The 19,957-nt window shown below is 61.0% G+C and carries 16 protein-coding genes and 1 tRNA gene; 11 read left to right on the top strand and 6 right to left on the bottom strand.

Features of this window, described 5'->3' with window-relative positions:
• Nucleotides 1–271: 271 nt before the first annotated feature.
• From SFU85_06575 to dnaK, 4 genes are all read right to left on the bottom strand, one after another.
• Complete coding sequence (locus SFU85_06575; GenBank protein ID MDX6766439.1) at nt 272–889, bottom strand: thioredoxin family protein; 618 nt, start codon at nt 887–889, stop codon at nt 272–274.
• 148 nt (nt 890–1,037) lie between these two features.
• Nucleotides 1,038–2,672, bottom strand: a complete 1,635-nt coding sequence (gene groL, locus SFU85_06580; protein MDX6766440.1) for a chaperonin GroEL — start codon at nt 2,670–2,672, stop codon at nt 1,038–1,040.
• A 42-nt stretch (nt 2,673–2,714) separates the two neighbouring features.
• Complete coding sequence (gene groES, locus SFU85_06585) at nt 2,715–3,011, bottom strand: co-chaperone GroES (protein ID MDX6766441.1); 297 nt, start codon at nt 3,009–3,011, stop codon at nt 2,715–2,717.
• Nucleotides 3,012–3,096: 85 nt separating this feature from the next.
• The gene (dnaK, locus tag SFU85_06590) at nt 3,097–5,040 is read right to left on the bottom strand and encodes a molecular chaperone DnaK (protein MDX6766442.1); all 1,944 of its coding nucleotides are present in this window, start codon (nt 5,038–5,040) and stop codon (nt 3,097–3,099) included.
• Between the two features lie 223 nt (nt 5,041–5,263).
• Between dnaK and SFU85_06595 the strand changes: the two genes are divergently transcribed.
• Both SFU85_06595 and SFU85_06600 read left to right on the top strand, forming a co-directional pair.
• Nucleotides 5,264–6,136, top strand: coding sequence for an SMP-30/gluconolactonase/LRE family protein (locus SFU85_06595; GenBank protein MDX6766443.1), 873 nt, complete (start codon nt 5,264–5,266; stop codon nt 6,134–6,136).
• 82 nt (nt 6,137–6,218) lie between these two features.
• Entirely contained in the window at nt 6,219–7,025 is an 807-nt protein-coding gene (locus SFU85_06600; protein ID MDX6766444.1) for a fumarylacetoacetate hydrolase family protein, read from the top strand.
• 61 nt (nt 7,026–7,086) lie between these two features.
• On the opposite strand, the gene SFU85_06605 is transcribed toward SFU85_06600, so the two are convergent.
• A tRNA-Lys gene (locus tag SFU85_06605) sits at nt 7,087–7,158 on the bottom strand.
• Nucleotides 7,159–7,263: 105 nt separating this feature from the next.
• Nucleotides 7,264–8,754 carry an MFS transporter gene (locus SFU85_06610; protein ID MDX6766445.1) on the bottom strand — a complete coding sequence of 497 codons (1,491 nt, stop codon included), beginning with the start codon at nt 8,752–8,754 and terminating at the stop codon, nt 7,264–7,266.
• 177 nt (nt 8,755–8,931) lie between these two features.
• Between SFU85_06610 and SFU85_06615 the strand changes: the two genes are divergently transcribed.
• The 9 genes from SFU85_06615 (at nt 8,932) to SFU85_06655 (ending at nt 19,942) form a co-directional block, all read left to right on the top strand.
• Nucleotides 8,932–9,774, top strand: a complete 843-nt coding sequence (locus SFU85_06615) for an AraC family transcriptional regulator (GenBank protein ID MDX6766446.1) — start codon at nt 8,932–8,934, stop codon at nt 9,772–9,774.
• 84 nt (nt 9,775–9,858) lie between these two features.
• Nucleotides 9,859–11,178: a Gfo/Idh/MocA family oxidoreductase gene (locus SFU85_06620; GenBank protein ID MDX6766447.1), complete on the top strand. Its 1,320-nt coding sequence runs from the start codon at nt 9,859–9,861 to the stop codon at nt 11,176–11,178.
• A complete protein-coding gene (locus SFU85_06625; protein MDX6766448.1) occupies nt 11,162–11,968 on the top strand; it encodes a DUF1080 domain-containing protein in 807 nt (268 codons plus the stop codon). The genes SFU85_06620 and SFU85_06625 overlap by 17 nt, the downstream gene beginning before the upstream one ends.
• Nucleotides 11,969–11,975: 7 nt before the next feature.
• Entirely contained in the window at nt 11,976–14,873 is a 2,898-nt protein-coding gene (locus tag SFU85_06630) for a ThuA domain-containing protein (GenBank protein ID MDX6766449.1), read from the top strand.
• Nucleotides 14,874–14,884: 11 nt separating this feature from the next.
• Nucleotides 14,885–15,430, top strand: coding sequence for a hypothetical protein (locus tag SFU85_06635; protein ID MDX6766450.1), 546 nt, complete (start codon nt 14,885–14,887; stop codon nt 15,428–15,430).
• Complete coding sequence (locus SFU85_06640; protein MDX6766451.1) at nt 15,427–16,767, top strand: Gfo/Idh/MocA family oxidoreductase; 1,341 nt, start codon at nt 15,427–15,429, stop codon at nt 16,765–16,767. The genes SFU85_06635 and SFU85_06640 overlap by 4 nt, the downstream gene beginning before the upstream one ends.
• A 1-nt stretch (nt 16,768) precedes the next feature.
• Complete coding sequence (locus tag SFU85_06645; GenBank protein MDX6766452.1) at nt 16,769–17,461, top strand: discoidin domain-containing protein; 693 nt, start codon at nt 16,769–16,771, stop codon at nt 17,459–17,461.
• A 109-nt stretch (nt 17,462–17,570) separates the two neighbouring features.
• The gene (locus SFU85_06650) at nt 17,571–19,088 is read left to right on the top strand and encodes a TIGR03663 family protein (GenBank protein MDX6766453.1); all 1,518 of its coding nucleotides are present in this window, start codon (nt 17,571–17,573) and stop codon (nt 19,086–19,088) included.
• A complete protein-coding gene (locus SFU85_06655) occupies nt 19,085–19,942 on the top strand; it encodes an FAD:protein FMN transferase (protein MDX6766454.1) in 858 nt (285 codons plus the stop codon). The genes SFU85_06650 and SFU85_06655 overlap by 4 nt, the downstream gene beginning before the upstream one ends.
• Nucleotides 19,943–19,957: the final 15 nt, after the last annotated feature.

Consider the following 19,957-nt stretch of genomic DNA (forward strand, 5'->3'; position numbering starts at 1 on the left):
TTCTGCGCAAAGCATCGGCCAGAACTTGGAAGGAGCTGATCTCAGCCCTCAAAGAAGCCATCGAATCCTTCACCCCGGAGCACTGTGCCAACTTCTTCTCTCATGCCAACTACGAAGCTAATTAAGTGGAAAGTGCTCTAAACCACTGTCCTTGTCTCCGGGGAATCCCTTCCCCGGTGTCTCAGGCCTCTGGAGAAACGGGGATGCTGACTACCCTCTATGGGCGTCGCTCGCGTTCATTTCCACTCCAAAGGCCTTTCCCCGGGCAAGATCAATTGGCGTATTTGACACTGCACCCATAGGCCTGGGTGCTGGCCGTGGTCACGGGTTTGCCCGCCAACACTTCCTCCACCGCCGCCTTGACATGGTTGGTGGCCTTCGGCACATCCGCGGAGTCGGTGGATTTGATGGAGTCGATCGCCCCGGCATAAACGAGCTTGCCCGCGGGATCGATGACGAACATGTGCGGGGTGGTGCGTGCCTGGTAGAGCCTGCCCACCTTGCCATCTTCATCGAGCAAGACGGCCGTGGGAGCGGCCCCCTTCTCCGAGGTGGTTTTGTTCCAGTCCGTGGGGCTCAGATGTCCCTGTTTACCCGGGGCGGACGAGCAAATGCTGAGCCAGACCACGCCTTTGGAGGTGGTGTCCTTCTGCAGGGCCTGCATCGATCCCCCGCTGTAATGTTTGACCACGAAGGGACAGCCATGGTTGATCCATTCCAACACCACGGTTTTCCCCTTGAAGTCGGAAAGATTGTGGGACTTTCCCTGGGTATCGGTCAGGGTGAATCCCGGGGCCGGTTTGCCAACTTCCGCGGCCATGGACAGCTGGGGAAGGGTGATCAGCATCGCGGTGAAGGCGAAGCGCATGAGGAGGGAGGAGGTGTTCATGAGTTTTATCGGTGTTGGGGTGCAGGGGTAGGGTTTGTTCGGGACACAAGTAGCAAAAGAAAAGCAAAGCGCCAGAGGGGTGGACAAAAAAAAGGCGGCCCGGTGAGGGGCCGCCTTTTCAATTTTGCGTTTGGAGACGCGGACTAGATTAGTAGTCCATGCCGCCCATGCCACCGTGACCGCCGCCAGGGGCCGCCGGAGCTTCTTTCTCCGGGACTTCCGTGACAATGGCTTCCGTGGTGAGCAGGAGGCCCGAGATCGAGGCCGCGTTCTGCAGCGCGCTGCGGGTGACCTTGGTCGGGTCGACCACACCGGCTTTGACGAGGTCTTCGTATTCGCCCGTGGCGACGTTGTAGCCCTCGTTGCCTTTGCGCTTCTTGACTTCCGAGACGACGATGGAACCTTCCACGCCGGCGTTGTCGGCCAGGGTGCGGAGGGGTTCTTCGATGGCACGACGGATGATGTCGACACCGATGGCTTGGTCGCCCTCGAGCTTGAGGTCTTCAAGCACCTTCTGGGCGCGGATGAGGGCGGCGCCGCCACCGGCGACGATGCCTTCTTCCACGGCCGCACGGGTGGCGTGCAGCGCGTCTTCCACGCGGGCTTTCTTTTCCTTCATCTCGGTTTCGGTGGCCGCACCGACATTGATGACGGCGACGCCGCCGGCGAGCTTGGCCAGGCGTTCCTGGAGTTTCTCGCGGTCGTAGTCCGAGGTGGTCTCCTCGATCTGACGGCGGATCTGGCCCACGCGGCCCTGGATGTCGGCGTTTTTGCCGGCGCCTTCAATGATGGTGGTGTTTTCCTTGTCCACGACGAGGCGCTTGGCCTTGCCGAGGTCTTCCAAACCGACGTTCTCGAGCTTGATGCCGAGGTCTTCGGTGAGGCACTTGCCACCGGTGAGGATGGCGATGTCTTCGAGCATGGCCTTGCGGCGGTCGCCGAAGCCGGGGGCCTTGACGGCGCAGACCTGCAGGGTGCCGCGGAGTTTGTTGACCACCAGGGTGGCGAGGGCTTCGCCTTCGACTTCTTCGGCGATGATCAGGAGGGGCTTGCCGCTCTTGGCCACTTTTTCCAGCAACGGGAGCAGATCCTTCATGCTGCTGATCTTCTTCTCATGGATGAGCAGGTAGGCGTTCTCGAGGACCGCTTCCTGGTCTTCCGCGTTGGTGACGAAGTAGGGCGAGAGGTAACCCTTGTCGAACTGCATCCCTTCGACCACTTCGAGGGTGGTTTCGATGGATTTGGCTTCTTCGACAGTGACGGTGCCGTCCTTGCCGACCTTGTCCAGGGCGTCGGCGATGATTTCGCCGATCATGGTGTCCCAGTTGGCGGAGACGGTGGCCACTTGGCGGATTTCTTCCTTGTCCTTGACCTTCTTGGAGATCTTCTGGAGTTCGGCGGTGATGGCTTCGACGGCTTTGTCGATGCCACGCTTGAGTTCGGTCGGGTTGGCCCCCGCGGTGACGTTCTTCAGGCCGGCCTTGTAAATGGCTTCGGCGAGAACGGTGGCGGTGGTGGTGCCGTCGCCGGCGATGTCGCTGGTCTTGCTGGCGACTTCGCGGACGAGCTGGGCGCCGATGTTTTCATAGCGTTCCTCGAGCTCGATCTCCTTGGCGACGGTGACGCCGTCCTTGGTGATGGTCGGGGAGCCGAACTTCTTGTCGAGAACGACATTGCGTCCGGCGGGGCCCATGGTCGCCTTGACGGCGCGGGCGAGTTTTTCGATGCCACGGAGCAGGGACTGCCGCGCGGTTTCGTCGAATTGGATTTGTTTAGCTGCCATAGTATTTTTTCTCCTCTGATTGGGGATGGAATGTGATGGGGGTTATTCGATCACACCGAGGATGTCGTCCTCGCGCATGACCAGATATTTGTCACCATCGATGGTGATTTCCGTTCCGCCGTATTTGCTGTAAAGCACGCGGTCGCCCTTCTTGACTTCGAAAGGAAGAAGTTTGCCCGCTTCATCGCGTTTGCCGGCGCCCAAGGCGACGACTTTGCCTTCCTGGGGTTTTTCCTTGGCGGTATCGGGGATGATGATCCCGCCTTTTTTGACTTCGGACTCTTCGATGGTGGAGACCAGCACGCGGTCGCCCATCGGTTTGAACTTAACGTCTGCCATACGTAGTTACTCCTGTGGTTGGTTGTTGTTTGAGGACTTCATGCCCCGCCGGAAAACGGCCGTCGGGGCGCTGAAATTTCGTAAATTACTTCTTATCGCCCTGGTCTTTGTCGATGACCTCGAAGTCGGCATCGACCACGTCGTCGTCCTTCTCCTTCTTCTGCGCTGAGGGGCCGCCTGCCTGGGCCGCCTCGGGGCCGCCCGTGGGGGCGTTCTGGGCGGCTTTCTGGTAAAGCTCGGCCGAAACTTCCTGGAGCTTGGCGGTGAGGGCCTCGGTGGACGACTTCATCACGTCGGAGTCATCACCTTTGACGGCTTCCTTGGCCTTTTCGATGAGGGACTCGAGTTCCTTTTTCTTGGAATCGTCGATCTTGTCGCCTTGTTCCTTGATGAGCTTCTCGGCGGCGAAGGCGATGTTGTCGCAGCCATTGCGGATCTCGACCTTTTCCTTGGCCTTCTTGTCGTCCTCGGCGTGGGCTTCGGCGTCCTTGACCATCTTGTCGATTTCTCCCTTGTCGAGGTTGCTCGATCCGGTGATGGAGATTTTTTGTTCCTTGCCCGTGCCGAGGTCCTTGGCATGGACATTGAGGATGCCGTTGGCGTCGATGTCGAAGGTCACTTCGATCTGCGGCACACCGCGGGGGGCGGGCGGAATGCCATCGAGGTGGAACTTGCCGAGCGACTTGTTGTCCTTGGCCAGAGGGCGTTCACCCTGGAGGACATGGATGTCGACGCCGGGCTGATTGTCCGAGGCGGTGCTGAAGGTCTGTGACTTTTTGGTCGGGATCGTCGTGTTGCGGGGGATCATGGGTGTGGCCTGACTGCCCATGGTTTCGATGGCGAGGGTGAGCGGGGTGACGTCGAGGAGGAGAACATCGGAGACGTCGCCCTTGAGCACGCCCCCCTGGATGGCGGCGCCGATGGCCACGACTTCGTCCGGATTGACGCCTTTGTGGGGTTCCTTGTTGACCAGCTTGTGGGCGATCTCAACGATCTTGGGCATGCGGGTCATGCCGCCCACCAGCACCAGTTCATCGACCTGGGAGGCGGAAAGCTTGGCGTCCTTGAGGCAGGCCTCCACAGGCTTGATCGAACGTTGGGCCAGCTCATCAGTAAGCTGTTCCAGTTTGGCCCGGGTCATCTTGACCTGGATGTGCTTCGGGCCGGTGGCGTCAGCGGTGATGAAGGGAAGGTTGATCTCGTATTCCTGCGAGGATGAAAGGGCTATCTTGGCCTTTTCGGCTTCTTCCTTGATGCGCTGCATCGCATCCGACTGCCCACGCAGGTCGATGGTGTTTTCTTTTTTGAATTCGGCCACGATGTAGTCGATGACGGCGTTGTCCCAGTCATCGCCACCGAGATGGGTGTCCCCATTGGTGGCGAGCACTTCGAAGACCCCATCGGCGATGGAGAGGATGGAAATGTCGAAGGTGCCTCCACCAAGGTCGTAGACGGCAATTTTTTCGTCTTTGGTCTTTTCCAGACCGTAGGCGAGCGAAGCGGCGGTGGGTTCGTTGACGATGCGGAGGACTTCCAGTCCGGCGATTTTTCCGGCGTCCTTGGTGGCCTGGCGCTGGCTGTCATTGAAATAGGCCGGGACGGTGATGACCGCTTGCGTGATTTTTTCACCGAGTTTGGATTCGGCATCGGCCTTGAGTTTGGACAGGATGAAGGAGGAGACTTCCTCGGGGGTGAAAACCTTCTTCTCCCCTTTGACCTCGACTTCGACACAAGCCGAGCCGTTTTTGCCCTCGACGACTTTGTAGGGGAGACGTTTGATTTCTTCCTGAACCTCGGAGAATTTGCGGCCGATCAGGCGCTTGACCGAGAAGACGGTGTTTTTCGAATTGGTGACCGCCTGGCGTTTGGCGGCCTGACCGACCACGCGCTCGCCGCTTTTGGTGAATGCGACAATGGAAGGGGTGGTGCGGGCGCCCTCGGCATTTTCAAGGACAACGGCTTTGCCGGCTTCCATGACGGCCATGCACGAGTTGGTCGTGCCCAAATCAATTCCTAATACGCGGCTCATATAAATTACTCCCTTTGATGTGACCCTGTGTGGATCTCCTATGTTAAGTGCATTTCAAGTGCCAACTCATTTGAGAACAATAGCGTTGATAATCAACATGTTATGAATACATCGGCAAGCAATATGCGTCAAATTGTCCCGCTTGAATTGCCAATCTGGGACAAAATGGGCTTGGGTCATGATTCCATTGCCAATGGCGGAGTGGCTTTGCCATGCTCCCATTATGAAAAGCCTGACCGCACAAGTTCTCCGTGCCACCCCCGATGTTTTGGGAGAAGGACCTGTCTGGCATGATGGGGCTTTTTGGTGGATCGACATCGAGTCGCGCAAGCTGCAAAGGCTGCACCCGGACGGTGACTACCGGTCTTGGGACACCGGGGAACGCGTGGGTTGCGCCATCCCGGCGGCCGATGGGTCCTGGATTCTGGGCTTGGAGAACAGCCTCAGCCAACTTCATCCCGCGACCGGAACCATCAGCGTTCTGGCTCCATTGAACAAGCCTCCGGGAGACCATCGCTTCAACGACGGCAAGTGCGATCCGCGCGGACGCCTGCTGGTGGGCACAATGAGCCTGGCCGCCCCACCCATGACCTCGTCGTTCTACCGCTATGTCGGAGGCCAGGCGTTGACTGAATTGTTCAGCGGCATCGGCACCTCTAACGGACTGGCCTGGTCAGCCGACGGTGCATCGCTTTATTACATCGACAGTAAAACGGGTAGGATCGATGTCTGCGATTACGATTTGGAAACGGGCACTCCTTCGAACCGGCGTCCTCTGGTTCAAGCCGCCCCGACGGGAAGGCCGGACGGCATGTGCATCGATGCCGCAGGAAACCTTTGGTCAGGCCACTGGGGAGGCTGGGCGGTGCGTTGTTACCATGGGCGGACGGGCGAATGTCTTGCCGAAATTCCCATCCCCTGCGCCAACGTCACCTCATGCTGTTTCGGCGGGCCGGATCTTGCGCACTTGTACATCACCACGGCTTCCAAGGGATTGACCCCCGAAGAACACCAAGCCCAACCGGGCGCCGGCAGGGTCTTTATCGCCGAGCCCGGCGTCACCGGCCAGCCGGTTCCCCTCTTCCAAGAGGGTTAAGCCTGTCTGAACCAGACGGAGCGAACGAGTCGCTGATCCCAAAGGGGCTTGCGGTCACAGGGCGGGAGGCCAATCTGGCTAGATGAAGATCGTCCGCTTCCTTGATCTGGAAGGCCAAATCCGTTTCGGCCTGCCCACCGTTCCCGGCAAAGCCCGCCTCCTCGCCCACCACCCCCTGGAAAGCCTGGACCTCCTCGATCGGGAAATCACCCTCGGAAAGCTCCTGGCCCCCCTCACCCCGTCCGCCATCCTCTGCGTCGGCCTGAATTACCGGAAACACGCGGAAGAAACCGGGGCAAAAATCCCCGAACACCCGATCCTCTTCATGAAATCACCCACCGCCGTCCAGCATCCCGGCGACCCCATCCTCCTGCCAAGGCACTTGCAGAGCAACGAGGTCGATTACGAAGCCGAACTGGCTGTGGTCATCGGCAGAACCTGCAAAAATGCGACCCGTGCGAACGCGCTGGACCATGTGCTCGGCTACACCTGCGCCAATGATGTCAGCGCCCGCGACTGGCAGAAGCATGGCGGGGGCGGTCAGTGGTGCCGGGGCAAGGGCTTCGACACTTTTTGCCCGCTCGGTCCATGGATCGTGACCCGAGACGAAATCCCCAACCCGAACCAGCTCCGACTCCAGACGCGCGTCAATGGTGAGACGCTCCAGGATTCCAACACCGCCGACATGATCTTCGACGTCCCCGCGCTGATCGAATTCCTCAGCGGCAGCACCACCCTGGCGCCCGGAACCGTCATCCTGACCGGCACTCCAAGCGGCGTCGGCATGGCCCGGGAACCCAAGCGATGGCTGCTGCCAAAAGACCGAGTCGAGATTGAAATCGAACAGATCGGGGTGTTGGAAAACCCGGTGGCAGAAGAACCCGTTTGAAACGGGCATGACGGAAGGCTTTGTGCCTATACAGATCTGGCTGCCACGAGGACAAGAAGATTGCCCCGGGAAGGGCTCGAACCTTCAACCAATTGATTAAGAGTCAACTGCTCTACCATTGAGCTACCGAGGCGGCGAAAATGAAAAACCTACAATCGACCACCCGGTCGATGCAAGCGGGAATATCTGCGGAGCAGGGCCGGAAACCGATGATCCCCCCAAAGGATTCGAATCCTCTTCAATGGCCTTTGGTGCCCTGCAGGCCGACCACGCCCGAGGATCCACTCAGTCGGACCCAATTGAATCCATAAGCTGCGACAGCCAGGAAGCAGACCAGGGGGACGACAAAACCTGTGGACATCCCGTGTTCATCGGCGACATGGCCCATGAGTTTGGGCACGATGGCCCCGCCCATGATGGCCATGACAATGTAGGAAGAGGCCCGTTTGGCCCGGGCGCCCAGCCCGTGGATGCCAAGGGCGAAGATGGTGGGGAACATGATCGACATGAAGAAGTAACTAAGAAACACCGCCACCACGGAAACCCAACCCCACTTGAGCATGACGAGAAGACAGGCCAAAACGTTGATGGCCGCATAGAGGCCCAAAATGTGGTGGGCGGGAAATTTCTTCAACAAAGCCGCTCCGGTGAACCGACCGACTAGAAAACAGACGAAGCCGACCGATGCGAGTGTGGAAGCGGTCTTATTGCTGATCTCGACCGGGGTCTGGGAAGTCATGTAGTTGATGAAGTAGGCAAAAATCCCCGACTGGGCGGCGACATAAAAAAACTGGGTCAGGGTGGCCGAGGAAAAATGCGGGTGCGACCAAATGCTCTGCTGGCCGAATCGGTGTGCTTTCAAACCGACCACGAAGGCAGAGATGACAAAGGCCAGGGCCGTGGAGCCCAGGAAAAACCAGAGCCCATGGCTCTCATCGGGATCGAAGACCGCGGCAATGGCGGTGAAGATCATGCCAAAAGAGGCGGCCAGAACCACCAGATTGGCCCAGACCAAGGCCACGGCGAGGGCGCTCATTCCACTGCCAGAAGAAGCATTCGCAGCCACATCCGCCTCGTCCATGTGGTAATCGTCGGTTGTCTTGATGTCCGGCAGTTCAACTCTCCAAAAAATCAGGGCCAGAACCAGCACAATGACTCCGACTGCCGCGTAGGGAATCCACAGGGTCTGGGCTCCGGTGCTGTGCCCCTGGGCGTCGGTTGAGTAGAAAAACATGGCTCCGGCGATGGGACCAAAGATCCAACCAATGCCGTTGCAGGACTGGGCCAGGTTGATCCGGGTGGCGGCGAATTGCTTGGGTCCCAGCACCGTGGTGTAGGGGTTGGCCACAGTTTCCAGGAAGGTCAGACCGGAGGCGATGAAACAGACACCAAGGAGGAATGACCAGAAGGTGGCCAGATGGGTGGCAGCGATGAACCAAAAGCCCCCCGCGGCCACCATGACCAGACCGGTGATGATGCCTCCTTTGTAACCTAGCTTGGAAGCCAGCCATCCCGCAGGCAGGGCCATCAGGAAATAACCCAGATAATGCGCAAATTGAACCCAGGCGGATTGCGAAAGATTCAGCCCCAGTTCTTCCTGGAAGTGCTTGTCCATCACATCGATCATCCCGTTCAGAAAACCCCAAAGCAGGAACAGGGAGGAAACCAGGATAAAGGTGACAAGACGATTTTTCCCGTCTTCAGTTCGGAACAGGTCGGAGTGAATCATAATTTTGTTTGCGATTTCTCCATCATTATCCATTTGCGCCAAACATGGCAATCATGGTTTGTGGAAGGCGATTTCATCCGGCCTGCCTTGGCATCGGAAGGCTTTTCTCATCGATTTGCAGATTGTGAAATTCCAAATTCTGCCGTAATTATCCTATTTAAGAGGCCTTTGCCATCCATGCCACTCACGAAGCAACCCCGCACAACGTCCACTCCTGCTTTCCCCCGCCGGGGCCTCCGAGTCGCCCCGCCCTTCGATAGCACCCGGTTCCTCCTCAGTCTGGAGCCCTGCCGTCATATTGAAGAATTGGTCGGACTCCTGCCCGATTCCAATTACTTTGCCAAAGACTCGAGGGGCCGCTTTGTGCTCATGGACGACGGGTTTGTCGCCATGCTCGGCTGCACCGGCCGCGAGCAGGTCATCGGGCGGACCGATTATGATTTTTTCCCCAAGGAGACCGCCCGCCAGTACGTCGCTGACGACCGCCGGGTCATGGCCTCGGGAATGGCGCTTCGCCGCCATCCGGAACCGGTGCCCGACCGCGACCTCACCTTTCATTGGTGGCTGGTCAACAAGGTCCCCTTGCGCGACCGCAAGGGCATGGTCGTTGGGGTGGCCGGACTCATGTCACGAATGCAGAGCGAACCCGACACTTCGCTATATGGCGATAGCATGTTGCCCGTTCTGAGCCATATCGGCCGCACCTATGGCCAACCGGTCAAGGTCCCGGAACTCGCCCGGCTGGCCGGCTTATCGGTGCGTTCCTTTGAGCGTCATTTTCAAAAAATGTTCCAAACCTCGCCCATCCGCTACGTCAATCTCGTCCGCCTCCAGGCTGCCCGCCAGCGCTTGATCCGCTCGGCCCTCAGTCTGGCAGAAATCGCCTCATCCTGTGGTTTCTACGACCAAAGCCACATGACCGCCCTTTTCACCCGGCACTTCGGCCTGAGCCCACGCCGGTACCGCCTCGCCCATGATTTTTCCCAACCCCGTCAGTCCTTGCCACCCCCCTCGCGTTGACGTTTTTTTCATAAAAGCGGTCGCTTATTTCCAAGATTTTTTCAATGAATTGGTTTATATTTCATAAATTCTAAGGTGGGCTGCATGCAACGTCGTTCCTTTCTCCAGCTTTTGGCCGCTTCTTCCCTAGGGGTCGGCTTCCCTTCCCTCGTGAAGGCTCAAACTCTGGGCATGGGCGGCGGGACCGCACCTTCCAACCGCATCACGCTCGCACTCGTCGGAGCTGGCAACCAGGGCCCCAGTGACATGCGCAATGCCATGTCCCAACCAGGCCTGCAGGTGGTTGCCATCTGCGATCCCGACCGGCAGCGCCGCCTCAAGGTCAAAACCTCGGTCGATGAAACCTATCAGGTGGCGGCCGGCGAAAAGGGCTGCGCCGACTACAACCACCCCATGGAAGCCATCCAGCATCCCGATCTGGATGCGGTCCTCATCGCCACCCCAGACCATTGGCATGCCCTCGCCACCCTCTGGGCCGCCCGGGCGGGCAAACACATTTATCTCGAAAAGCCCGTCACCCATCACATCGCCGAAGGCCGCCCGATGATCAAGGCCGTCGAAAGGGCGGGCATCGTCTGCCAGGTCGGTTGCCAGCAGCGTTCCAGCAGCGAATTCATCCGCGCCATCGATTTGGTCCGGAACGGTTTCCTCGGCCGTATCCAAAAAATCGAGGTTGGCCTGCCCGGATTCAGTGACGGCAAACCCCCGATACCTTTCGGACCCCAACCGATCCCCGAGGGCTTCGACTACGATATCTGGGTCGGGCCGGCCCCGTTTCTGGGTTACCACCCCGAACGCTGCCATTATAAATGGCGCTGGAACCTCAACTTCGGCGGCGGACAACTCGCTGACTGGATCGAACACCACTACGACATCGCGGCCCTGGCCATGAACGTCGCCGGAACCCAACCCGTGGCCATTCGTGAAGCCAGCGCCGAGTTCGTCCGCCAGAATCCGCTCTACGATGTCCCAACCAGTTATTCTTTCCAAGCCCACTACGCCGATAACACCGTCCTTCACGTCTCCTCGAAGTTTCCCGGAGGCATCCGTTTCGAAGGCGATGCCGGTTGGCTCACCGTCACCCGCGGCCAGATGAATTACAGTTCCGAGGTCCTCCGACGCGCCGTCATCCCCAGCCACCTCTCCATAGCCCCCGAACCGAAGTCGCACATGGCTTCCTTCCTCGATGCCATCCGCACCGGGTGCAAAAACAACGCCCCCTTGGACGAGGCCCATAACATCGCCACCGTCGCCCACCTCGCCAATGCCGCCCTGCGCAGCAACCGCAGCGAGCTTCTCTGGGACCCCGCAACGGAATCCCTGCAGGAATCCCTCCCAGAGGCCTCCGATGCCGCCCGCATCCTCACGCGCACCTACCGAGCCCCTTATGTCCTTCCCGCCTGATTCCCGTTTCAAACCGGCCCTGGCCAATAAACTGGGCCGCGTCTTCATCCTCGTGCTGACCTGGGCCCCCGCGCTCCCCCTCCTGGCATGGAATCCCCCCGAAGCAGTGACGGCGTGGAAATTCAACGACCCCACCCGCCCCCTTCCAGCCGTGGTGGAGCCCCTCCCCGAATCCACCTTGGTGGCACGCAGCACGCCGCCCCCCGGTGCGGAAGTGCTCTTCTCCGGTGACTCCCTTTCTTCCTGGAACCCCACCAAGTGGAAAATCGGGAACGGCATCCTCGAATGCGTTCCCGGCTCGGGTTCCCTCACCTCGATCAAAGGCTACGGCTCCTGCCGCCTGCACCTCGAGTGGAGCACGCCCTCCACCCCGCCGCTGAAAACCGGCCAGAACCGTGGCAACAGCGGGATCTTCTTCATGGGAAAATACGAGGTCCAGATACTCGACACCTTCGACAATCCGACCTACGCCGATGGCATCGCGGGTGCGGTATACGGCCAATACCCCCCCACCGTCAACCCCATCCGTCCCCCCGGGCAATGGCAGTTCTATGACATCGAATTCCACCGACCGGTCTTCGACGCAACAGGGCTCCTTATCCGTCCCGCCACCCTGACCGTTGATTTCAACGGCCATCGCGTTCAAGACCGGGTTGAACTCACCGGCCCTACCAATCCACCCGGCCGCAAGCCTTACCAACCCCACCCCGACGCCCTCCCGATTTCCATCCAGGATCACAAGGAAATCGTCCGCTTCCGCAACATCTGGATCCTGCCCATCCCCGACTAGGCCGCCCATGTCCTCCGACCGCTTTCCCCACTTTATCCTGGTCACCTGCTGGGCGCTAGGGCTTGCCCTGTCTCCCGCCAGCGGGCAATCGCCCACACCTTCAGCACCCACGCCCAAACCTCCACCCCCACCCCCCACCCCCGAACAACTGGCCCGGGTGGATAAGGCCCTGCCCTCCGCTCCCACCGCCAAACCCCTGAAACCCCGTCGCCTCCTCGTTTTTTCCCGCACCGAGGGCTTCGTCCATTCGTCCATCCCAATCGGCGAGGCCATGCTCACCCGCCTCGGCTCGGCGACCGGCGCCTACACCGCCGTGGTGAGCAAAGAAATGGATGCCTTCACTCCGGAATCGCTCAACTCATTCGACGCTATCCTCTTCCTGAACAGCACGGGCCTCAAATTCGAGAATCCCGCCCACCGCAAAGCCCTGCTCGACTTCGTCGCCTCCGGCAGGGGCGTCGCCGGTCTCCATGCCGCAACCGACAACTTCCCCAACTGGCCGGAAGGCCAGGCCCTCATCGGCGGTCTCTTCCATGGCCACCCCTGGGGCTCCGGCGACCTTGTCGCCATCAAACTCGATGATCCCTCACACGTCATCAACCGCGCCTTCGACGGAAAAGGCTTTTGGCTCAAGGAAGAAATCTATCAAATGCGCGATCCCTACAGCCGGGAGAAGCTCCGGGTGGTTGCCAGTCTCGACATGGACAAACCGGAAAACGCCCGGCCCCCGGAAAAAATCAAGCGCAGCGACAACGACTTTCCCATCAGTTGGATCAAGAATGAGGGCCCGGGCCGCGTCTTCTACACCTCCCTCGGACACCGCGAGGACATCTACTGGGTCCCGCAAATTGTCCGCCATATCCTCGACGGCATCCAGTTCGCCCTCGGGGATCTGGCCGCGGACGCCGTGCCCTCGGCCAAAATCCCATCCCCGCCACTCCCCGCCCCGGCCCCGGCCGACAAAACCACGCTGCAAGAAATGGTAGACGGAAAAAAAACCACCACTGCAGCTGCATCTGCACCTGCCCCGGCCTCCACCGAAACTCCCGCCGACACCTCCATCGGGGAGGACGCGCTTTACCAAGCACTCAGGGCCTACCAGTTCGACCAACCCGCCGAACCCCTCGTCCAGTTGCACCAACTCATCCGGCAGAAAAAACCCGCGGACCGTGCCGCCGATGAAGCCAAACTGCTCGCCGTCGCCAGCGACCCATCCCTCAACTCCTGGTCCCGCCAATCCGCCCTGCGCATGCTCCAGCTCATGGCCGGCCCGGCCTCCGTGCCCGCCTTGGAAAAAATGGCCCCGGATTCCGTCGTCTGCGATGAGGCTATCCGGTTGCTATCTTGGATCACCGACCCCACAGCCACCGAGGCCCTGATCCGCCTTGCTGGCCATGAATCCGAGGTCGTGCGCCTGCCCGCCCTCCAGGCCCTCCGCACCCGCCCGACTCCGGAGGCCATTCGAACCCTTTCCCAAGCGGCACAGTCCGCGGAAACGTCCACTGCATTGGCCGCCGTGGAAAGCCTCACCGCCATCGCCTCCCCCCAGTCGTATCAAGCACTGGTCTCCAACGCGAAATCCCTCTCCCCCCAAGCCACCCTCGAAGCCGCCCTCCTCACCTGGCAGCAGAGCCCTCAACCCGCCCGGGACACGTTCGCCGCAACAGCCGCCGCCCTGGCCCGGAAACACCTCGCGTCCGATGCCGATACCTCTGCGCGGTTGCTGGCCGCCAAACTGCTTTTGGCCACAGAGGGTGACAAAGCCCTGCCCGAACTGATTCCCTTGCTCGGCGGCCAAACCCCGCCCCGTCTGGCCATGGCCTTGGCCCAAGACGTCCTGACCACCCGCACCCCCCAAGCCCTCCAAGCCTTGGCCGGTGCGCTTCCCAACGCCATTCCCGCCGCCCAATCCGCCCTTCTCAATGCCGCCCGCGATCTCCATGAATCCGCCTTCCGTCCCCTCCTCCTCCTCGGCACCTCCCTCCCCGATCCGGCGCTCGCTTCGGCCAGCCTCCAGGGACTGGCCCTGATCGGCGATCCCCAGGATGACGCGATGCTGCTCGCCGCATTGAACAACCCGGCGGGCGACGCAACATCCGCCCGACGCGCCCTGCGTATGGCCCGGTCTCCATCCATCATCCCGCTGCTCCGCACCAGTCTGGAGCAATCCCTGCAAACAAGCACACCGTCAATTCTAACACTGCTCTGCTCCATTCTCGGCGACCGACAGGACCGGGAGGCCTTTCCCCTCCTGCTGAAGGCCTGCGAATCCCCGGACGACGGCGCACGCGCCGCAGCCTTCCAGGCCCTGGCCACCCTGGCCCGTCCCGGCGATCTCCCGCTCTTTCTAAAAATCTCCGACAAGGCCCGCAAATCAGCAGAGCGCCGCGAATGGCGCAAAGCGCTCAACACCACTGCCGCCACCCACCCTTCCCCGACCGAAGCAGTCCAACTCCTGGAAACCGCGTTGTCCGACCCGGCCCATCCAGCACGCCCGGATTTCATCGGCGCCCTCACCCTGGTCGCCACCCCGGAAGCCACAGCCCGGTTGCAAAACCTCCTGGCATCCAATGACGCCAACCAGCGCAAGGATGTCCTGCGCGCCCTTTCGGCCTCGCGCAGCCAGGGTGCCCAGGACCTGCTCCTGCAAGCCGCGGAATCATCCACCGCCGAGGATGAAAAAATCCTCGCCCTGCGCGGCGCCCTTGATGCCATCGGCAGCCGAGAAGTACCCGCCGATAAGGTCCCGGCCTACCGCAAGGCCTGGAGCCTGGCCCAACGCCAGGAAGAAAAGGACGCCATCCTCGCCGCCTTGCGCGATATGCCCCGGGTACGCACGGCGGTCACACTCCTGAAGGAAATCGAACCTCCCGCACCTGCGGCGGCTCCGCAAACCTCACAATAAATCCATCCACTATGAATCCCAACCCATCCCAGACACCGACATCCGAACCCGTCCGCTTTCTCGGCTGCTCCGGCCAAACCCTCGCCTTCCTCAGTCTCCGTCTCTGGCTCGGACTGCGCGCCCTGGTCACCGGTTTGGAAAAATTCGCCGCCAAAGTCAACATCCAGGAACCCCTGCTCGACGCCCAGGGCCAGCCCGACCCCAGCGGGGCGGTGGTAGAAATCGAAAAAAAGGTCTACGGACTCTCCCATTACCATGCGGTGCCGGAATCACTCCAAACGAAATTCGCCGGTGAACCCCTCCTCCCCGGCATCTTCACCGGGCCTTTCTACGCCGCCCTGGGTCCGATCCTCATCCTCCTCGGCCTTCTGCTCCTGGCCGGCATCTGCACCCGCCTCAGCCTCGTCGGCATGGCCCTTCTCTACACCATGCTCACCTTCGGGCTGATGCTCATCGGACAAGACCAGGGCGTTTCCTGGCTGGCCATCCACATCGCGCTCGTCGCCCTCTCCCTCTCCTGGGTCGAGCACAACCGTTTCACCTTGACCCGCTCATGAACTCCGCCCAACCCGGCTCCCACGCTTCCTCCCCTCTCACCCGCCGCGACTTCCTCGGCTATTCCACCGGAGCCGCCCTCACCCTGGCCACCACCCCGTCCCTCTTCTCCATCACCCCCCCGGATGGCGCCAAGCCCCTCCGCCTCGCCCTGGTCGGCTTCGGCGCCCAGGGCCGCGTCCTGGCCGAGGCCATCGTCAAAGTCCCGGGCATCCAGGTCGTTGCCCTCTGCGACATCTGGGACTATGCCCGTGAATACGGGCGGCGCTTCTTCAAATCCAACGGCACCGAAACCAACGGATACCGCGACCTGGAAGAATTGCTGGCCAAAGAAAAAGACCTGGACGCCGCCATCGTCGCTACCCCCGATGTTTTCCATGCCCCCCACACCATCGCCTGTCTTCAAGCGGGGTTGCATGTTTACTGCGAAAAGATGATGTCCAACACCGTCGAGGGGGCCCGCAGTATGGTCCAGGCGATGAAGACCACCGGGCGATTGCTCCAGATCGGCCACCAGCGGCGGAGCAACCCACGATACCTCGTGGCCCGCAACCGCCTTCTCTTGGAAGCCCGCATCACCGGCCGCTTGACTGCCGCCCACGCCCAATGGAACCGCGCCGTCTCCGAGGACCTCGGCTGGCCGAAAAAAGCCGCCATTCCCGACGACGTGCTCAAGCACTACGGCTTTCCCGACATGCACACCTTCCGCAACTGGCGTTGGTTCAAAAAGTTTGGCGGCGGTCCGCTCTCCGACCTCGGGGCCCACCAAATTGACATCCTCAGTTGGTTCTTTGACCGCCTGCCCAGCACCGTCATCGCCAGTGGCGGCAGTGACTACTACAAAAACCACGAGTGGTTCGACAATGCCATGGTCATTTACGAATACCCGCTGCCCGAGGGCACGGCCCGTGCGTTCTACCAGGTACAGACCACCACCAGTTCCGGTGGCGGCTACTTCGAACAATTCATGGGCACCGAGGGCACACTCAAAATCTCGGAAAACCCCAACCTCACGGTGATCTACCGTGAAGCATCCGCCCCTTCGTGGGAGGAATGGGTGCGCAAGAACTATCTCCGCGTCAACGCCGCCCCGGCCCCCGACCCCGACGCCAAAGTGGACGCCCGCGAAACCGCCGCACTCGCCACCTACAAGCTTCCCGTGGTCACCAACAAGGCCATCCACCAATACCACCTGGAAAACTTCTTCCAAAGCATCCGCGGCAAGGCCACTCTCAATTGCCCCTCCGACGAGGCCTTCCGCAGTGAATACCCCATTTTCAAAGCCATCGAGGCGGTGGAAACCCGCCAGTTGGTCCAAATCCAAGAACCCTCCGTTTGATATGAAAACCACCCCCATCCCATCCATCCCATCGATTCCCACCCTCCTCCTCGCCATCCTCGCGCTCTCCCTTGGCCCCACCCGGCTGCCCGCCGCCGACAAGGTCCCGCTGGTCACCGAATTGCCCAAGCCCCTCATCATCGGAACTCCGGTGCCCATGAAGGTGGAGAACCTTGAAGCCCCCCGCAGCGGCAAACGCCCCGATTTCCTCGTCCCGGCCACCGCCAAAAACCTCGCCCTCAAAAAACCCGTCACCAGCAGCGACCCCCAACCGCTCCTCGGCGATCCCGAACTGGTGACCGACGGCGACAAGGACGGAGCCGAAGGCAGCTACGTCGAACTGGCCAAGGGCACCCAATGGGTTCAGATCGATCTCGGCAGCCCGGCCGAGATCAACGCCCTCCTTGTGTGGCACTTCCACGCCCAGGCCCGCGTTTATTACGGTGTCGTGGTCCAAGTGTCCAATGACCCTGACTTCATTTCCGGCGTGACCACCGTTTTCAATAACGACATCAAGAATGTCACCGGCAAGGGTGCGGGCAAAGATCCCACCTATGTCGAAACCTATGAAGGCCGCCTCATCGATGCCAAAGGAGTGAAGGGTCGCTACGTCCGGCTTTACAGCCAGGGAAACACCGCCAACGCGATGAACCATTACATCGAGGTGGAAGTGTGGGGCACCCCGGCCAATTAGGGCGTTCTGCGTTTGATCTGCTCATCGTTGTCGTACTCTTTCTCTCGGGGATGGAGAGAAAGGGCACAAGATCGAGTAAGAGAAACGAGTGGGAATGGCTGCCAATTGAATGGATAATACTCTAAACCCCACTCCGCCCCATTCTGCCAGCCGTCCGGCATGGCGGGTAGGGCTGTCCGGTTTCGTATTTCTGTTCCTGGCCCTGGTCCTCTCTGCGTTTTCCCTGCGCCTCCTCCGGATCGAAAACCGTCCGTTCCACACCGACGAAGCGGTCAACGCACAGCTCCTGGAAGACCTCAACCGCGAGGGGGTGTTCCACTACCGCGCCAACGACCACCACGGCCCCCTGCTCTTTTACGTCACCGCCCCGCTCCTGCGCATTGCCGGAATCACCCGCACCGACGACATGCAGGCCTGGATGCTGCGGATTGTTCCCGTCCTCGCCGGGACCGCTTTGGTGGCGGCGGCGGCCTTGTTCAGGCCCTGGCTCGGAACCCCCGCCGCCCTGGCAACCGCCGCCCTCCTGGCCCTGGCCGCCCCCTTTGTTTATTACAGCGGAATCTTCATCCACGAAACCCTCTTGGTGCTTCTGCTCCTGTGTTGGATCTCTATGGTTTGGCGCTGGCGACAAACCGGTTCGGTCTTCACGGCCGCGCTCGCCGGATGGATCACCGGCCTGATGCTGGCCACCAAGGAAACCGCCGCCCCCATCCTCATCCTGGGTGGTCTGGCCCTGCTCCCGGGCACCCGCCTTCCACCGACGACCTGGTTCCGCGGGGCGGCCGCCGCGCTTGTGCTGGCTTTCCTCACCACCTTGCTTTTATACAGTGATTTTGGCCGTCAGCCGGACCAGGCCTTTGCCCTGCTGGATGCCGTGACCCACCAATGGGGCCGTGCCACCGGCACCGATCACGCCCACCCTTGGTCGACCTACCTTTCGTGGATGTTCCTGCCCTCCCCCATCGGCTTCCCATGGAGCAGTTGGATCATGGTCGCCGGCCTGATCACCGCCTTCCCGTGCCTCCGCCATGATCCCCTGCCCCGGGCACTGACCCTCTTCGCCCTTCTCCTCCTGTTGTTCTTTTCCACCCTTCCCTACAAGACACCCTGGCTGCAACTGGCCTTTTGGTTGCCAGCCTTGCCCGTGGCCGCACTCGGCTGGTCGCTCCTACTCCACCGCCACCCCCGCGTCGCTTGGACTGCCGCCGCCCTGGCCCTCGTGCTCATGGGACTGGAAACCTCCAGCCGCTGCCTTCGTTTCGACGCCGATCCACGCAACCCACTGGCCTACTCCCCCAGCAGCCCCGACTTGGAACGCCTGCAACGGGACCTGGCTGTCCTGGCCCACAAACCCACAGCACCCAACGGCCAAACCAAGCCCGGTGAATTCATCATCCAAGTCATCGCCCCCGACTACTGGCCCCTGCCCTGGACTTTGCGCCACCATCCAAATACCGGATTTTGGAACACCCCGCCCACAACCCTCCTGCCCGGCCTGGTCCTGGCGGCGCCGGAATTTCTGGGCGCCCTCGACCTCGTGCCTCCGCTGACCCCTTACGAGATCCGCCCCGGCCTGACCCTCTTCCTCGGACGCTCCCCTTCATCAACCTCTCCCCCGCTTCCATGAAGGACGCCCCCCTTGTCCCCACCGTGGTCCATCGCCACGAGGCCATGGCCACTTGGTTCGAAGTGCGCCTGGCCACAGACGACCCCGCCTACGCCGCCGCGGCCGCCCGCGAAGTTTTCCGGTTGGTCGACCGCTGTGAATCCCTGTTGAGCCGCTACCGAGAAGACAGCGAGATTTGCCAGATTGGGCGACTGTCCTCCGGGCAAAGTTTGCGTTTGTCCTTGGAAACCTTTGCCTGCCTGCGTTTGGCTCTGGATCTCAGCCAGGCCACCCACGGGGCTTTCGATCCCGCACTGGGTGCACCCGAACCGGACCAACCCCTGCCGGAGCAGCGTGGTCGTATCATACTGGACGGAGCCACCCTCACCGCCACCCTCGAGGGTCCCCCGGTTCATCTTGATCTAGGTGCCATTGGCAAGGGCCATGCCCTTGATCTCGGGGCGGCGATCCTACGGGAATGGGAAATGGACCACGCCCTGCTGGTGGCGGGAGGCAGCAGCCTTCTCGCCCTCGAAACCCCACCCGGGCGGGCGGGGTGGGAGATTGGCCTGAGCCATGATTCGGGCATTCTCTTGAACGATGCCGCCCTCGGAGCCTCGGGTGGAGCCGTGCAGGGCCCCCATATCCTTGATCCCCGCACCGGTCAACCGGCCCACCGGCACCATCGCACTTGGGCCCACGCCGGTTCGGCCGCAGAAGCCGACGCCCTTTCCACAGCGGCCATGTTGCTCACAGAAGATGCCCTGCGGGAGATCACAATCAGCCATCCCGCTTGGAGCTTTGCCTGGCTGGATCGGGAAGACCAGTCCAAACCGGAGAGTGTCGGTACCTTTCCGCTGTTACCCCATGCGTAACCTATGCATAACCAA

It is taken from the genome of Candidatus Methylacidiphilales bacterium, from assembly GCA_033875315.1.
GTDB lineage: Bacteria > Verrucomicrobiota > Verrucomicrobiia > Methylacidiphilales > CAZTYG01 > JANRJG01.

Bases quoted from the DNA above. Each gene is read 5' to 3' on its own strand.
- SFU85_06595 (MDX6766443.1), top strand. From the start codon at position 5,264: ATGAAAAGCCTGACCGCACAAGTTCTCCGTGCCACCCCCGATGTTTTG.
- SFU85_06625 (MDX6766448.1), top strand. From the start codon at position 11,162: ATGTCCTTCCCGCCTGATTCCCGTTTCAAACCGGCCCTGGCCAATAAA.
- SFU85_06645 (MDX6766452.1), top strand. From the start codon at position 16,769: ATGAAAACCACCCCCATCCCATCCATCCCATCGATTCCCACCCTCCTC.
- groL (MDX6766440.1), bottom strand. From the start codon at position 2,672: ATGGCAGCTAAACAAATCCAATTCGACGAAACCGCGCGGCAGTCCCTG.
- SFU85_06650 (MDX6766453.1), top strand. From the start codon at position 17,571: ATGGATAATACTCTAAACCCCACTCCGCCCCATTCTGCCAGCCGTCCG.
- SFU85_06610 (MDX6766445.1), bottom strand. From the start codon at position 8,754: ATGATTCACTCCGACCTGTTCCGAACTGAAGACGGGAAAAATCGTCTT.
- SFU85_06630 (MDX6766449.1), top strand. From the start codon at position 11,976: ATGTCCTCCGACCGCTTTCCCCACTTTATCCTGGTCACCTGCTGGGCG.
- SFU85_06655 (MDX6766454.1), top strand. From the start codon at position 19,085: ATGAAGGACGCCCCCCTTGTCCCCACCGTGGTCCATCGCCACGAGGCC.
- groES (MDX6766441.1), bottom strand. From the start codon at position 3,011: ATGGCAGACGTTAAGTTCAAACCGATGGGCGACCGCGTGCTGGTCTCC.
- SFU85_06600 (MDX6766444.1), top strand. From the start codon at position 6,219: ATGAAGATCGTCCGCTTCCTTGATCTGGAAGGCCAAATCCGTTTCGGC.
- SFU85_06575 (MDX6766439.1), bottom strand. From the start codon at position 889: ATGAACACCTCCTCCCTCCTCATGCGCTTCGCCTTCACCGCGATGCTG.
- SFU85_06620 (MDX6766447.1), top strand. From the start codon at position 9,859: ATGCAACGTCGTTCCTTTCTCCAGCTTTTGGCCGCTTCTTCCCTAGGG.
- SFU85_06635 (MDX6766450.1), top strand. From the start codon at position 14,885: ATGAATCCCAACCCATCCCAGACACCGACATCCGAACCCGTCCGCTTT.
- SFU85_06615 (MDX6766446.1), top strand. From the start codon at position 8,932: ATGCCACTCACGAAGCAACCCCGCACAACGTCCACTCCTGCTTTCCCC.
- dnaK (MDX6766442.1), bottom strand. From the start codon at position 5,040: ATGAGCCGCGTATTAGGAATTGATTTGGGCACGACCAACTCGTGCATG.
- SFU85_06640 (MDX6766451.1), top strand. From the start codon at position 15,427: ATGAACTCCGCCCAACCCGGCTCCCACGCTTCCTCCCCTCTCACCCGC.